The organism is Streptomyces sp. NPDC015139, assembly GCF_043079785.1.
Lineage (GTDB): Bacteria > Actinomycetota > Actinomycetes > Streptomycetales > Streptomycetaceae > Streptomyces > Streptomyces albidocamelliae.
Genome location: NZ_JBIBUW010000012.1, coordinates 121,960 through 136,177, shown reverse-complemented (window position 1 = coordinate 136,177; position 14,218 = coordinate 121,960). Strand labels below are relative to the sequence as shown.

12 protein-coding genes and 1 tRNA gene are annotated in these 14,218 nt (G+C 70.1%); 7 read left to right on the top strand and 6 right to left on the bottom strand.

Features of this window, described 5'->3' with window-relative positions; all coding sequences use genetic code 11:
• Positions 1-267: 267 nt before the first annotated feature.
• Both ACF08B_RS29285 and ACF08B_RS29280 read left to right on the top strand, forming a co-directional pair.
• Positions 268-2,787, top strand: a complete 2,520-nt coding sequence (locus ACF08B_RS29285; RefSeq protein WP_392320141.1) for a Pls/PosA family non-ribosomal peptide synthetase — start codon at positions 268-270, stop codon at positions 2,785-2,787.
• A 291-nt stretch (positions 2,788-3,078) separates the two neighbouring features.
• Entirely contained in the window at positions 3,079-3,834 is a 756-nt protein-coding gene (locus ACF08B_RS29280; protein ID WP_392320140.1) for a GNAT family N-acetyltransferase, read from the top strand.
• 194 nt (positions 3,835-4,028) lie between these two features.
• Here ACF08B_RS29280 and ACF08B_RS29275 read toward each other — a convergent pair whose 3' ends face one another.
• Complete coding sequence (locus ACF08B_RS29275; RefSeq protein ID WP_392320139.1) at positions 4,029-4,622, bottom strand: peroxiredoxin-like family protein; 594 nt, start codon at positions 4,620-4,622, stop codon at positions 4,029-4,031.
• A gap of 68 nt (positions 4,623-4,690) precedes the next feature.
• On the opposite strand from ACF08B_RS29275, the gene ACF08B_RS29270 reads away from it, so the two are divergent.
• On the top strand, positions 4,691-5,305 hold the full coding sequence (locus ACF08B_RS29270; RefSeq protein WP_392320138.1) for a TetR/AcrR family transcriptional regulator: 615 nt from the start codon (positions 4,691-4,693) through the stop codon (positions 5,303-5,305).
• Positions 5,306-5,450: 145 nt separating this feature from the next.
• Here the strand turns inward: ACF08B_RS29270 and ACF08B_RS29265 are convergent, their stop codons facing one another.
• The 3 genes from ACF08B_RS29265 to ACF08B_RS29255 form a co-directional block, all read right to left on the bottom strand.
• Positions 5,451-6,230 carry a class I SAM-dependent methyltransferase gene (locus ACF08B_RS29265; RefSeq protein ID WP_392320137.1) on the bottom strand — a complete coding sequence of 260 codons (780 nt, stop codon included), beginning with the start codon at positions 6,228-6,230 and terminating at the stop codon, positions 5,451-5,453.
• 76 nt (positions 6,231-6,306) lie between these two features.
• On the bottom strand, positions 6,307-7,194 hold the full coding sequence (locus ACF08B_RS29260; RefSeq protein WP_392320136.1) for an SMP-30/gluconolactonase/LRE family protein: 888 nt from the start codon (positions 7,192-7,194) through the stop codon (positions 6,307-6,309).
• 270 nt (positions 7,195-7,464) lie between these two features.
• Positions 7,465-7,541, bottom strand: a tRNA-Met gene (locus tag ACF08B_RS29255).
• 246 nt (positions 7,542-7,787) lie between these two features.
• On the opposite strand from ACF08B_RS29255, the gene ACF08B_RS29250 reads away from it, so the two are divergent.
• From ACF08B_RS29250 to ACF08B_RS29235, 4 genes are all read left to right on the top strand, one after another.
• The gene (locus tag ACF08B_RS29250; RefSeq protein WP_392320135.1) at positions 7,788-8,402 is read left to right on the top strand and encodes a hypothetical protein; all 615 of its coding nucleotides are present in this window, start codon (positions 7,788-7,790) and stop codon (positions 8,400-8,402) included.
• Positions 8,403-8,532: 130 nt separating this feature from the next.
• The gene (locus ACF08B_RS29245; RefSeq protein WP_392320134.1) at positions 8,533-9,135 is read left to right on the top strand and encodes a hypothetical protein; all 603 of its coding nucleotides are present in this window, start codon (positions 8,533-8,535) and stop codon (positions 9,133-9,135) included.
• 460 nt (positions 9,136-9,595) lie between these two features.
• A complete protein-coding gene (locus ACF08B_RS29240) occupies positions 9,596-10,447 on the top strand; it encodes a hypothetical protein (RefSeq protein WP_392320133.1) in 852 nt (283 codons plus the stop codon).
• A gap of 223 nt (positions 10,448-10,670) precedes the next feature.
• Entirely contained in the window at positions 10,671-11,138 is a 468-nt protein-coding gene (locus tag ACF08B_RS29235; protein ID WP_392320254.1) for a hypothetical protein, read from the top strand.
• Positions 11,139-11,183: 45 nt separating this feature from the next.
• On the opposite strand, the gene ACF08B_RS29230 is transcribed toward ACF08B_RS29235, so the two are convergent.
• Positions 11,184-11,672: a hypothetical protein gene (locus ACF08B_RS29230; RefSeq protein ID WP_392320132.1), complete on the bottom strand. Its 489-nt coding sequence runs from the start codon at positions 11,670-11,672 to the stop codon at positions 11,184-11,186.
• A complete protein-coding gene (locus tag ACF08B_RS29225; RefSeq protein WP_392320131.1) occupies positions 11,669-14,158 on the bottom strand; it encodes a molybdopterin oxidoreductase family protein in 2,490 nt (829 codons plus the stop codon). Before ACF08B_RS29225 ends, ACF08B_RS29230 begins: the two co-directional genes overlap by 4 nt.
• Positions 14,159-14,218: the final 60 nt, after the last annotated feature.

Sequence of the window (14,218 nt, the reverse complement as noted above, 5' to 3'; positions counted from 1 at the left end):
CAGAGATGGTTCGGACATGTGGCCGATGTTTTGCAGCCGACGTTTTGTCGCACCCTGGAAGCGTGGGAAGCCGCCCATTTGGGGGCCCGCTCTCCGGGTTTCCGACCTCGGGCGCCCCTTCCTGCCGTGAGTCGCTCACCCGCTCCGCCCGGCTCCTCCGTGCAGAGCTTTGGAGTGGGCCTTTCTCCATGTACGTGGCAGGGGTCGGCGGCAGGAAGCCTCGGCGGTTGTCAGACGGGTGCCTGGCCCGAACGGAGGCGAAGTCACATGTGCTCCGACGTCACCGCCGCCGATACGAGCGGTGCGACAGTCTCCACGGAGATGAAGATGGCCGAGGTCCTGGCCGGTGTCCTGCGCACTGAGCGGGTGCCGGTCGAAGGTGACTTCTTCACGGAGCTGGGCGCTGATTCGCTGGTGATGACGCAGTTCTGTGCGCGTGTGCGGAAGCGTGAGGATCTGCCCACGGTGTCGATGAAGGACGTCTACGGGCACCCTACGATCCGAAGCCTGGCCGCCGCGTTCACTGAGCATCCGGCCGCCGGCCGGCCGGAGTCGCCCGCCACCTCACAGACCGCCATGCCCGCCTCGGCGGAGAGTGACCACCGGTCCGACGTGCCGGCCGCGCCCCGGTTCGCCCCGTGGCGGTACGCGCTGTGCGGAATGGCCCAGCTCCTGGCCTTCCTCGTCTACTCCTCCGTCGCCGCCACTGTCGCCGTGTTCGGCTACCAGTGGACCGTGGAGGGCTCGGGGGCGGCGGGTGTGTATGCGCGGGCGGTCCTGTTCAGCACGGCGCTCTTCGTCGGCGCGTGCGCGTTGCCCATCCTGGCCAAGTGGGTACTCATCGGCCGCTACCGTCCCGGCCGGATTCCCCTGTGGAGCTTCGCGTACCTGCGCTTCTGGTGCGTCAAGACCCTCATCCGCACCAGCCCGGTACGTCTGTTCACCGGCTCACCGCTGTACGTGCTGTACCTCAGAGCACTTGGCGCACACATCGGAAAGAGGGTCACCATCCTGGCCCACCAGATCCCCGTCTGCACCGACATGTTGTCCATCGGCGACGGCACGGTCGTCCGCAAAGACGTTCTGCTGTCCTGCTACCGGGCGCACGATGGGTGTATCGAGATGGGACCCGTCGCCCTCGGGGCCGATGTGACCATAGGTGTGCAGGCTGTCCTCGACATCGACACGTCGATGGGCGACCACTCCCAGCTGGGGCACGCCTCCTCCCTGCACCCTGGACAGGCGATCCCGGCCGGAGAGTCGTGGCACGGGACGCCGGCGCAGCCGACGACGACCGACTTTCGCACCGTCGAACCCGCCACGTGCGGAACTCTTCGCAGGGTTTCCTACAGCCTGTCGCAGCTGCTCGCCTTCCTCCTGGTGTACCTGCCCCTGACCGTCGCCGGTGTAAGCCTCGTGTTCATGGCGCTGCCCCAACTCAACTCGGCATTCACGCCCGGCCTGCAGGCCCTGGACAACCCCGCGTTCTATCTCGAGGCACTGGTCGCCTCTGTCGTGGTCTTCTTCGGAGGTATCGCGGTGGGTCTGGTGGCGCTGGGCACGATGCCGCGGCTGCTCAGCCTGGCGATCCGACCAGGCAGGACCTACCCGCTCTACGGCTTCCACCACGGCGTCCAGCGCGCGATCACCCGTCTGACCAACGTCAGGTTCTTCACCACGCTGTTCGGTGACAGCTCCGCGATCGTGCACTACCTGCGGTGCCTCGGTTACGACCTGTGCCACGTCGAGCAGACCGGGTCGAACTTCGGCTCGGTCGTCCGGCACGACACTCCGTATCTCAGCACCGTGGGCCGAGGCACGATGATCGCCGACGGCCTCTCGATCGTCAACGCCGACTTCTCCAGCTCGTCCTTCCGCTTGTCCCGCGCCTCGATCGGGCCGAACAATTTCCTCGGCAACCACATCGCCTACCCGTCCGACGGCCGGACCGGTGAGAACTGCCTCCTCGCGACAAAGGTCATGGTCCCGATCGACGGCGAGATACGCGAAGGCGTGGGCCTGCTCGGCTCACCCAGCTTCGAGATCCCGCGTACGGTGCTGCGCGATACGCGATTCGAGCGGATCTCCCACGGTGAAGAGCGGCGCCGCCGGCTCGCCGCCAAGAACAGGCACAACACGACCACCGCGAGCCTGCACTTGCTGACGCGCTGGTTCCACTTCTTCGTGCTCGTGCTCATCACCATGACCGCCATAGAGCTCTACGACGCCATCGGCGTACCGGCGTACGCGCTGGCGGGCCTGCTCACCCTCGTGTTCACCGTCGTCTACTTCACTCTGATCGAAAGAGCCGTCACGGCGCTGAAGCCGCTGAGGTCGCTGTACTGCTCGATCTACGATCCGGACTTCTGGAGCCACGAGCGCTACTGGAAGCTGACGTCGCACGACTATGTGCACCTGTTCAACGGCACCCCGTTCAAGACCATGATCTGGCGATGGCGGGGCGCCAGAATCGGCCGTCACGTCTTCGACGACGGCTGCATGATCTCCGAACGCGGCCTCACCAGCATCGGATACGGCAGCACTCTCAATGCCGGCTGCATCATCCAGTGCCACTCGCAGGAGGACGGTGCCTTCAAGTCCGACCGCGTCGCGCTCGGCGCGGGTGTCACCATCGGCGTGGGTGCGCTCGTCCACTACGGCACGACGGTCGGCGACCAGGCGCAGCTCGCCGCCCACTCCTTCCTCATGAAAGGCGAGGAAATCCCACCTGCCGCACGGTGGGAGGGAAACCCCGCTGGGGGCGCGGACGCGCTCAGTCGGCGATAGGCCACGCGGCGGTGGGCACCTCCTGCCCCATAGGGGAAAACCTCTTGTCGATCTTCGAAGGGGTGTGGGACTCTACGAGCCGAGTCATCCGGCTCACCCGTCTCACGGATCATTCAAGGACTGAGGCCATGATCACGGCGTCCCCCAGCGGCCGCCGTCAGCACTGACCCGCCTGCCTCTGCAGCAGCGCCGGCGACCGGTGCGACTGACGTCTCCTCACGGCGGCCACACCATGCGGTGCCTTGCGCACCCGGTCAATGTCATGCCTTTTCACGTGAGGTCATCATCACCATGGACATCGATGTCCAGAGCTTTGCCGTCGCCAATCTCCGTCGCCGCCCCGTGGTGACAGAAGTCCGCGAATTCGTCGTGGGATTCGACCCCGGTACCACCAGCCCGTACGTCAACTACGCAACCCCGCTGCCGGGTGCGAGTCCCACCGACCGGGACATCGCCGCGCTGATCGGGGCGTTCCATGAGCGCGGTCTCAAGCCCCGGCTGGAGTTCGCCCCGGACTCCGCACCCGCCGTGCAGGCCGCCCTCCAGCGGTCGGGCTTCACCACCGAAGCGGTGCACCAGTACCTGACCTGCACACCGACCACGCTGACTCGGCCGTCGGGTCTTCACGTCGTCGAGACACCGAGCACCGACCAGGAGTACGCGGCGATCGACGGTGCCCTGGCCGAGGCGTTCTCCGGCGAGTTCGCCGCTTCCCCGGAGGGCGCGGATCGGCTGCGCCGCACCCAGGAGAACGGCGGGGCGGTCCGGTTCGTCCGGGCACCCGATGGCGGCTGCGCCGGTGCGGCCACCTGTTCCGCACCCGCCGTCGGCACCTCGGAACTGGCCGGGGTGGGCACCCGTCCCGCCCACCGCGGCCGGGGCATCGCCGCCTCGGTCACCGCCGCGCTGACCGAGGCCATGTTCGCCCGGGGAGCCCGTTCCGTCTGGCTGGAGTACTCGGGCGACGGATCGCGTCGCGTCTACGAGCGCGTCGGTTTCCGGCCCGGAGGCACCCGTCTGTACATGTCGCTACCGCACGAGGGCTGACGTCAGGGTTGGGGACGGCGCAGCGCCGTCCCCGACCCTGGCGCGGGCGAGCCGCCTCGGCACCTTACGGTTCGCCCGCCGTCCTCGGCGTTCTTCGCCACCGACATGCCCTGCGCGGACAACCACACCGTCCGGGCCCGCCTTCGGCTCATCACCGACCCGGACCTGCGCGGATGGCGTTGCCCGATGCGGCCCTAGGTCGGCTCCCGGTCGCCCATCGGCGCACCGGCCGCCAGCTTCAGCAGTTCGTCGACCGACCACTGGTCGTAGGCGTGCTCGCCGTATTTGGCGGCGAGCACGCGGCCGTCGGGCGCGACGAGGAAGTCGCCGGGCAGGCCGAGCCGGCCGCCGTGGGGGCGGGTGACGGGCAGACGCTCCCGGCCACGGACGACGTTCCAGGTGCCACTGAGGACGGCCCATACGATCGGTCCCCAGACACGCGGGTCGAGCAGGGCGCGGGGTGCGCTTTCCACGCCGAACTCGACGTACAGCCGCCGGTCCGGGTCGGCCACGACGGCGAACGGCAGATCCTCCACATGAGGCGCCAGTTCCTCGGCCGGCGAGTGGAACAGCACGACTTCGCGCACACCGGCGGCCTCTATCTCCTCGTGCCGCCGCACCACGGTCCGCAGGTGCAGATTGCAGACCGGGCATCCGGCGAAGCGACGGAACTGCAGGTGGACCAGTCGGTCAGGGTCGGGAAGGGCGATCCGCTCCCCGACGACGGTGGACAGACGGCGTGGGTCGACGGTGGATCCGGGCTCCACCGGGCTGCGGGTACGACGCATGGCTCCCCCTGTAGGCGTACGGCATACACTTACGAGTGTTAGGCGTATGCCGTACGCTGTCAACCGCCATGCCACGCCCTCGTTCGCTCACCCCGGACCAGCTCGCTTCGGCCGCCCTCGCCGTCATCGACCGCGACGGGCTGGCCGCGTTGTCCATGCGTGCCGTCGCCCAGGAGCTCGGCATGAGCACCATGGGCCTCTACCGGTACGTGGAGGACCGCGGGGAACTCGAAAGGCTCGTCGTCGAGCGGGTACTGCACGATGTGGACACCGGGACGCCGGATCCGGCAGCGTCATGGCGCGAGCAGGTCTCGGTCATGGCACGGCGCCTGCGCGACACCGTGGGCGCCCACCCGGAGGTGGTCCCCCTCACCGTGGCCCACCGGCATCACTCCCTCGGGGTACTGCGCTGGTCGGAGACGGTGCTGGCCGTCCTCACCGCGGCCGGACTCGAAGGGGAGCGGCGAGTCGTCGCCCTGCGCGGTCTCCTCAGCTACGTCATCGGAGCCATCCAGCTGGAGCACCTCGGGCCCCTGTCCGGCCCCGGAACGAGAGCCATCGCCCGACTCTCCCCCACCGACTTCCCGCTCATGACCCGGACCGCCCGGGACGCCCGTGACGTCGGCGCCGACCAGGAGTTCCTGGGCGGCCTCACCATGCTGCTCGACGGCCTGGGGCCGTAGGACTGCGAGCGGGTCCCTCCCAGGGCGCGGTGAACACGAGGGGCGCCGCCGCGCGGAACTTCGCCGGGGGCACGCCGGGTGGAGTCCTCCCCCGTGTGGCTGCGCCGGTCAGCCGGTTCTCGCAAGGCGCCGAGAACTCGGATGGTCACAGTCGCCGTACGCGCAGTACGCCGGTTCGCATCGGGAGAGTGAACTCGCCGCGAGCGGTCTCCGGTCGGATCGCGAGGAAAGCGCGGATCCGGGCCAGCGTGGCGTCCCGCTCCGGTTCCGGCATGACCAGCATCCCCGCGCGAGTCGCCAAGGTGGCGACGAGGGAATCGGCTGTGCGGCGCTGACCGTGCGGGAACTCGGCCTGCTTCGGCCATCCGAATCGGGCGGCCGCGCCGCGTCCGGGAAGGTGCATGTCGGCCGTCTCGGCGCGCCAACCGGCGGGCGTGTCACGGGGGCCGACAGCCGCGTCCCCGCTGACCCGTGCGAGAGCGGCCACCCACTCGACCTGGTCGTCCATGAGGTTCCACAGGCCGGCCAGGATGCCGTCGGGTGCGAGGACCCGGGCGATCTCCGGTCCCGCGGCGGCCATGTCGAACCAGTGCATCGCGTTGCCGGCCAGCACCGCGTCCACCGAGGCGTCCGGCAGCGGGATCGCCTCGGCACTCCCCGACAGGGCGCGGACACCGGGCAGACAGCGGCGAAGTCCGGTCCGCATCCCCGCATCGGGCTCGACCGCGATGACTTCGGCACCCAGGGCGACCAGCGTGGCGGTCAGCTTGCCGGTTCCGGCGCCCAGGTCGAGTACGCGGGGGCCGGGCGCGGGTTCGAGTGCCCAGCGCACCGCGGCCTGCGCACAGTCCGGTCGGTGCGCGGCGTACGCGTCCGCCACCGCACCGAACGACGAGGCGTGAAGCTGCCGTTCATCCTGATCCACGGGGTGACGCCAGCGGTGCGGCCGACGCTCGGCCACACCGCCCGGCCGGGCGCGTGCGCCCGTCGACGCGCGGGGGTCACCTGCGCGGTGAAGGGAACGCGATGCCGGTGGGGGTGTCGAGGCCGGTGAGGGGAACGGTGGTTTGCCGTCCTCCGCTCTCCTGGACCCTCACGACGCGATGGTGGGAACCATCGGCCACGTAGAGGTTCTCGTGACCGTCGACGGCGAGGCCCAGCGGACCTCGCAGACCGGTGATCGGCACCGTGATCTGCGATCCGCCGCGCCGCGCCACCTTCACCACGCGGTCGTTCCCGCTGTCGGAGATGTAGAGGTCGCCGCCGGCGTTCAGGGCCAGTCCGGTCGGCTGGGAGAGGCCCACCGTGGGCACGGTGGTCTGACCGCTTCCGTCCACCGCCACCTTGACCACCCGGTTGTTGATGAAGTCCGAGACGTACAGGCTGCCGTCGCCGGCGAGCGCGAGCCCCCAGGGGTGCAGCAGGCCGGTCGTCGGGAGGGTGCTGCGCCGCCCGTCAGGGGTCACCCGCACGACGCGGTTGTCGAAGCTGTCGGCGATGAACAGGTTCCCGCTTCTGTCGACTGCGAGGCCCAGGGGGCGTGAGAGGTCGCCCGCGGGCACCGTGGACTGCGTGCCGTCCGCGGCCAGCTTCACGACCCGGTTGTTGCCCGTGTCGGAGACGTAGAGGTCGCACTCGGCATCCCATGCCAGACCGGTCGGACGTACCACACCGTCGAGCGGAACGGTCGCCTGTTCGTCTCCCTCGGCCGGCAGCGTGACCACTCGGTTGTTGCCGTAGTCGGACACGAACAGTGCTGCCTCGGCAGACGCGCGCGCGTCGCCTTGCACGGCGCCGGCGGAGGGGATCGACAGCGCACAGACCATGAGGAGGCTCGCGGCGCCCGCCAGCCGCCCGGTCCATCTGCGCGTGCGGTCGGCTCCGGGCAAAGCCGTGTCCGTTCGTGACGTCGCGGTGGTGTGCTCCACGATTCACCCATCTGCCATCGACAGCCGGCGCCCTGCCGAACGTCCTCTCGCCGACCTTAGGAAGCGCTGCGACGGGGTGCGGGAACCACGCCACCGTCCGGTGTGCTGATCACTCCAATGCCCGCGCCCGGCCGTGCTCGGACGGCGGCGGCTGTCGGCTCATGGCGGCCGGCGCCCGGCGTTGCCCTGAAATGCGCGAAGGGCCCGGCCTGATCGGCCGAGCCCTTCGATTGGTAGCGGGGACAGGATTTGAACCTGCGACCTCTGGGTTATGAGCCCAGCGAGCTACCGAGCTGCTCCACCCCGCGTCGGTAAGACCACTCTACCCCCTCCAGAGCGGCTGCCCGACCAGCCGGCCCGCCGCGTCATGCCGAGCCGCCCCGGCGGGCCGGTCCGGGCCGGCGGGGACGGCATGGTCACGGCCGGCCCTCTCTTCGTCAAGTCCCGAGTCCTCGGAACGTGACCCCGTTCTCGCATTCGGGCCTACTTGAAGCACGGGCCGCACCGGAAAGACCGGAAGCCGAAAAGGTCCCCATATCAAGTAGGAGATGACCATGCAGCGCACCACCCACACCACCCCGGAAATCCGTACCAAGCGCGGCTTCCGTATCTCGACCCTCGTCGCCTCGGCCGTGGTCGTCGCCGGCGGAATCATCCTTCCGGCCACCGCCGCGTCGGCGGGCACGATGCCCGACTCGGTCGTGACGACGGTGGCCGCCCACCATAAGAACCACGATCAGAAGGATCATCACAAGAAGAGCCAGCACAAGAAGGAGCACGAGAAGAAAAAGGGCAATGCGACGGGTGGTAACGGGGGTAATGCCACGACCAACGGTGGCGGAAATGCGACCGGCGGAAACGGCGGCAACGCCACCACCAACGGTGGCGGGAACGCGACCGGCGGAAACGGCGGCGACGCCACGACCAAGGGCGGCGGAAATGCGACCGGCGGAAACGGCGGCGATGCGACCACCAATGCCGGCGGCGACGCGACGGGCGGCAAGGGCGGCGACGCCACGACCAATGCCGGGGGTGATGCGACCGGTGGAAACGGCGGCAACGCCACGAGCAATGGCGGTGGCGATGCGACCGGTGGAAACGGCGGCAACGCCACGAGCAATGGCGGCGGGGACGCGACCGGCGGAAACGGCGGCGATGCCACTGCCTGAGGCCCAGGCCGCTGACGGCAGCCAGTGAACGACGGGGGTGGGTGGCGCGACCACCGGCCGCGCCACCCACCCCCTGATCCTCGATTCCGAGCCCCGTACATCCCCGATCTCCAAGGAAACGGCACTCCTCATGACCCGCAACGTCCGGAAGCACGGCCTGGCCATGGCCGCCGCCTCGATCCTGCTCCCCCTCGGCATGGTTCTGATCCCGGCAGGCGGCGCGGTCGCCGCCACCGCACCGCACTCGATGGCGGCCTCGGCGAAGCACGACGACCACGGCAGCGGCAAGAAGGACCACGGTGACCACCGCAAGGGCGATCACCACAAGAAGCACGACGAGCACGGCGACCGGCACCACAAGGACCACGGCGACCACGACACCTGCCGCGCCGGGAACGGCACCGGCGGCAACGGCGGCAACGGCACCGGTGGCGACGCCACCGTCTGCACCGCCCCGGGCGGCACCGGCACCGGCGGCACCGGCGGCCGGGGCAGGGGCTCCTGCGGCGGCAAGGGAACCAACGGCAGCAACGGCACGGGCACCAACGGCAAGAACGGCCCGCCGTGCCCCGACGGGAAGACCCCGCCCCCGGACAGCGGCGGCGGCTCCAGCACCCCGGACGGCACCGGCAGCACCCCGCCGCCCGAGAAGCCCGCCCCCGAGCCCGACACCGGCGGTTCCGCACCGGACGCCCCCGCTCCGCCGCCCCCGCCCGACGTCGTCGTCAAGTGAGCACGCCCGGCAGACACCCCAGGTGAAGATCTCCGACCCACTGCCCCGCCGCCCTCCCCGCGGCGGGGCGGCGCTGTGTTCCCCGATCGGTCAGCCGACGCGGCGGGCTCGGCGTTTCGGCCACCGCCGGCTCGGAGCCGGCCCCTTGTGCGGCAAGGATCGATGCACGGCGCAAGCTGCCCCACACGCTGGCCCTCGCTGGTCCTACGCTCCCGGAAGATGGCATGGCAGGTGGACCGGGTGGCCACGGTGGGGCTGCTGGCGTGCCAGGTGGGAACGGGGGTGCTCGCCGCGCTCGGGCTGCTCACCGTGTCCGGTTCCTATTGCCGATGCGGATTGTCGCAAACTCCTCACAGAGGGTGACACCGTCTGTCATTCTGCACCCGGGTGGGCTCTCGGCCGGAGCCGCGCCCGTCACCTGGCCCGTGACGCCAGAATCGTCTGCTCGAGGAAGGCCTTCGTGCGTAAGTGGCACATCACCACCCTGTCCATGGCCGGCGCCGCCTGTCTGTCGTTGAGCGCGTCGGGGTGCGGCGGTACGGAGGACGCCGGCACCTCCGCCGCGAAGGGCCCGGCGGTCGCCCGTTCGTCCCAGAGCGCTCCGCCCTCCCCCTCGGGGGCCGAGCGTGACGGTGACTGGCACGTCGTCAACAGCGCCCGGCTGCCGCCCGATGAGGATGCGGCTACGGCGAAGAGGGACGACGACGGGAAGGACCTCGCGAAAGAGCGGCAGGCCATCGACGCCGGAACACCCGACCCGTGTGCGTTCATGACCATGCGGACCTACAGCAACATCACCAAGCACGACGCCTACATCGCCGTGCACGGCGGCGGCCCGTACGTGGGCGATCCGACCAGCTCCTCGCCCGCGGATCGCCGCAACTGCTACATCACCAAGGGCGAGTGGGACGGCAAGCTCAAGAACAATCCACTCACCGGCGAGGTGATCAGCGTGTACAAGGACCCGGACGGCTACATGGCCGGCCGGCTCCGCAAGCGACTGGCGGGCGATGAGCCGTGCGCCATCGGCCCGCAAGGGTATGTCCAGAAGGTCCAGGGATGCACGGTCGTCGACCTCGACCCGTACGGCGCAGGCTTCGACCGCAGCAGGAGCAACGCGAACGTTCCCGACGCGTGGTTCAACCTGCAGCGCGACGGTGACGGCGTCGACACCATCACGGTCGTCATCAAAACCAGCAACGGCTACCTGACGCAATGGACTTGCTACGGCGCCGACCAGGGCGCCGCCCTCAACGGCGGCCGCATCATCGCCAACGGACTGCGGGTCGCGTTCGGCCTGGACGACGCCTGAGCCAAGAAACCGCGAGGCGAAGCGGGTGAGCCCTTCGCAGGGCAGGCGCCTCGCCTCGCGCTCCTCCCGGTACGGCGGGCGAGACACCCCGCAGCGGCGGCCCTCAGGCGTCGCCGCGCCGTCCGTCTCCGTTCGCGGGAAAATCGGAGGGAGGGGTGCCGTGACGCCCCTCCGTCCGCATGGCCCCGATTCGGGAGTGAGCGCTGTGGGAAATCAGCCCGGCATGATCGAGAGCGTGGTGCGCGGAGGCGCGGCAGGCGCCGCCGGCACGACCGTACTGAACGCCGTGACCTATGCCGACATGGCGGTGCGAGGCAGGCCGTCGAGCCAGGCCCCGGCCGAGGTGGTGGAGAAGATCGCCCAGGACACGGGGCATCCGGTCGCCGGAGCGGGCGAGACCCGGGACAACCGCCTCTCGGGCCTCGGTGCGCTGTCGGGTATCGCCGTCGGCTGCGGGATGGGCGTGGCCGTCTCGCTGATGCGTCAGGCCGGCGTACGGATGCCCTGGTGGCTGGGTGGTGTCGTGACCGGTGGCCTCGCCATGGCCGCGACCGACCTGCCGATGGCCCGGCTGGGCGTGAGCGATCCGAGGACCTGGTCGGCGAAGGACTGGGTGTCGGACGTGATACCGCATGTGATGTACGGACTGGTCACCTACGGGATCGTGACGGCTTCCGACCACCGGACGTGAGGGACGCCGGGATCCGGCTGCCGTACGCAGGTGCCCGGCGCGGTCTCAGAGGCTCGCCAGGATCTGCGGCGACAGGTTCTTGATCATGGTGTTGGTCCAGCGGATCTGCCGCAGCGTCCGCGGATGGCACTCCGAGGCCAGGGTCAGCAGCCCCTCGTTCCTGGTGGCCTGTGCGACCTGGGCGAGCATCTCCCAGTGCAGGGAGTTCTCCGTGGCGTCGAGATGCAGTGCGCGCAGGTCGCGCAGGAGGAGCAGACCCGGCTCGGGACGGTGTCCGACCACTTCGGCCGCCTTCCGCCTGAGCTCGGCGAGGACGCCGGAGCTCGTCCCCGAGGAGTCGTCGAGGTCGAGGCCCTGGTCGTGAGCGGCCTGGGCCAGTCGCAGCGCGTGTTCCTCGGACCATCGGGCGAGGTCGGTCGCGACGTGGTGCACCTCGTGGTCGGTGCGGTGGCGGTCGGCCACCAGTCGGAGTTCTCTGGCCAGGTGCTTCTCCCCGTGGTGCAGCACGCCAAGGCTGAGGGTGATGCCGTTCACGGCGCGTCCTCCGTACGGTTGTCCCGGGCCGGCTCCGCGGTCTGCGCGACGACGGCGGACGGTCCTCCGACAGTGGCCAGTACGGCGTCGGCGTGCACCGGCGCGGACGCGGTCGTCGTCGGCGCCGGGGCCGGTGTGCCCCGACCGCGTTCGACCAGGCGGAGTGCCGCCGCGGCGGTCTTGAACAGCGGTTGTTTCGAGGCCGGGTCCCAGTCGGTGATCGTCGATTCGTTCGCGGCCCGTCCTGGGGTGTCGCCGTTCGGTCCGTGACCCGCCCTGGTGTCCCAGTAGCCGTAGTGGAAGGGGATGAACAGCAGTCCCTGGCGGATGCCGGTCACCCGCAGGCGTCCTCGGACGGAGCCGCGTGGTGTGGTGACCTCGACCAGGTCCCCCTCGTCCAGGCCGAGTTGGGCCGCGTCGACAGCGGACACCTCCACCCAGACGTCGGGAGCGGCCGCGTTCAGCTGTGGGGCGCGGGCGGTCTTCGTCCGGGTGTGGAAGTGGTAGACGGTCCGGCCGGTGGTGAGCTGGAACGGATGGTCGTCGTCGGGCAGTTCATGGGGCGGCAGGTAATCGGCGGCCTTGATCAGGGCCTTGCCGTCGGGGTTCAGGGAGCGGTATTCGACCGCCTCGTTCGGCGCGCCGGTCACCAGGTCCTTGCCGTAGCTTTCGCACTGGTCGGGGTGGGCCCAGCTGATGCCGTCGGTGTAGAGGCGGTTCGTGCCGTCCGGGGCCCGGTCGTCGCACGGCCACTGGATGCCGCTTCCGCCGCGCAGCCGGTCGTAGGTGAGGCCGGTGTAGTCGCAGGGCCGGCCGGCGCTGCACCGCTTCCACGCCTCGAAGGCGGACTCCGGGTCGTACCAGGTGATCAGCGGACCGCCGTCCTTGTCGCGGAAGTCCATACGGGCGGCGTAGTCGAGAAAGATGTCGAGGTCGGACCTGGCCTCGCCGGGTGGGCGGACGGCCCGGTCGGACAGGTGCACGGTGCGGTCCGCGTTGGTGAGCGTGCCTGTCTTCTCACCCCAGGTCGCCGCGGGCAGGACGACGTCGGCCAGCTGAGCGGTCTCGGTGAGGAACAGATCCTGTACGACGACGAAGAGCCGCTCCTGGGACAGGATCGCGCGGATGCGGGACAACTCCGGCAGGGACACGGCCGGGTTGGTGCCACTGATCCACAGCATGCGGATCGTGCCCTGTTCGGCGTAGCGGAACATCTGCATGGCGTGGGTGGGCGGTGCGAAGTGGGGGATCGTCTGCGGTTCGACGTTCCACACGCGGGCCAGATCGGCGACGTGACTGTCGTTCTGCCAGTTGCGGAAGCCCGGCAGGTCGCCGTTGGCCCCGCACTCGCGCGTGTTCTCCGCGCTGGGCTGGCCGTTCATCTGCAGGACCCCGGCGCCGGGGCGGCCGAGCATCCCGCGGATCAGGTGCAGGTTGTTGACCTGCACGGCCGCGGCGGTGGCCTGGTGGGACTGGTACACCCCTTGCAGCACCGTGGACAGGAGCCGGTCGGCCGAGCCGAGGAGTTCGGCCGCCTCGCCGATGGGCGCGGCCGGTACGTCACAGATCCCGGCGGCCCACTCGGGCGTGCAGCGCTCCACCCGCCGTACCAGTTCCTCGAAGCCGACCGTGTGCGCCGTGACGAAGTCGTGGTCGACCCGGTCCGTGCGGATGATCTCGTGCAGGAGGGCGTTGAGCAGGGCGACGTTCGTTCCTAGGCGCGGAGCCAGGTGCACCTCGGCATGGTGGGCGACCTGCGTGGGCCGTGGGTCGACGCACAGCAGACGCGGCGGGTCGCTGTCGGCCAGCCGGTCGAGGACGCGCATCCACTGCACGGGCTGGGTCTCGGCGATGTTGTGGCCGAACAGGGCGATGACGTCGGCGTGGTCGATGTCGTCGTAGCAGCCGGGCTGGCCGTCGCAGCCGAAGGATTCCTTCAGTGCCTCGCCCGCGGTGGCCGTGCACAGGCGGGTGTTGCCGTCGAGGTGGTTGGTGCCGATCCCGGCCCGGGCCAGCACGGCGAGGGTGTAGTACTCCTCCAGGAACAGCTGGCCGCTCGTGTAGAAGCCGAGGGAAGCGGGGCCGCGGTCGGCCAGCAGCTCGCGCGAAAGGGCGACGATCCGCTCCATGGCCGTGTCCCAGTCGCATTCCACGAGGTGCCCGTGCTGCCGGATCAGGGGGGTGGTCAGCCGGTCCGGCGACCCGTTCGCCTGCCACCCGAAGAGGTCCTTGGGCCCCAGCCGACCCCGGTTGACCCGGTCGTCGATCCGTCCGCGCACACCGACCATGCGCCCGTCCTTCACGGCGATGTCCATGGCGTCGCCGTCCGAGTGGAGAATCGACGCGGCCTGCACCCAGTGCTGTACCGCTTCGGCCTCGACACCGGCCTCCAGGAACGTGTCCACGCGTGGCGGCCACGGCTCGCGGCGGCTGTAGGGGGTGCGCAGTCCCCACGGCCGCGCGACCCGGTCCATCGAAGCGTCCATGCCGGCCTCCTGGTTAGCCGCACGGAATCCGCCGCGTGGCCTGTCCTGGGTACCCTGCGG

Excerpts from the sequence above, each read along its gene's own strand:
- ACF08B_RS29285 (WP_392320141.1), top strand. The coding sequence starts at position 268 with ATGTGCTCCGACGTCACCGCCGCCGATACGAGCGGTGCGACAGTCTCC.
- ACF08B_RS29280 (WP_392320140.1), top strand. The coding sequence starts at position 3,079 with ATGGACATCGATGTCCAGAGCTTTGCCGTCGCCAATCTCCGTCGCCGC.
- ACF08B_RS29275 (WP_392320139.1), bottom strand. The coding sequence starts at position 4,622 with ATGCGTCGTACCCGCAGCCCGGTGGAGCCCGGATCCACCGTCGACCCA.
- ACF08B_RS29270 (WP_392320138.1), top strand. The coding sequence starts at position 4,691 with ATGCCACGCCCTCGTTCGCTCACCCCGGACCAGCTCGCTTCGGCCGCC.
- ACF08B_RS29250 (WP_392320135.1), top strand. The coding sequence starts at position 7,788 with ATGCAGCGCACCACCCACACCACCCCGGAAATCCGTACCAAGCGCGGC.
- ACF08B_RS29245 (WP_392320134.1), top strand. The coding sequence starts at position 8,533 with ATGACCCGCAACGTCCGGAAGCACGGCCTGGCCATGGCCGCCGCCTCG.
- ACF08B_RS29235 (WP_392320254.1), top strand. The coding sequence starts at position 10,671 with ATGATCGAGAGCGTGGTGCGCGGAGGCGCGGCAGGCGCCGCCGGCACG.
- ACF08B_RS29225 (WP_392320131.1), bottom strand. The coding sequence starts at position 14,158 with ATGGACGCTTCGATGGACCGGGTCGCGCGGCCGTGGGGACTGCGCACC.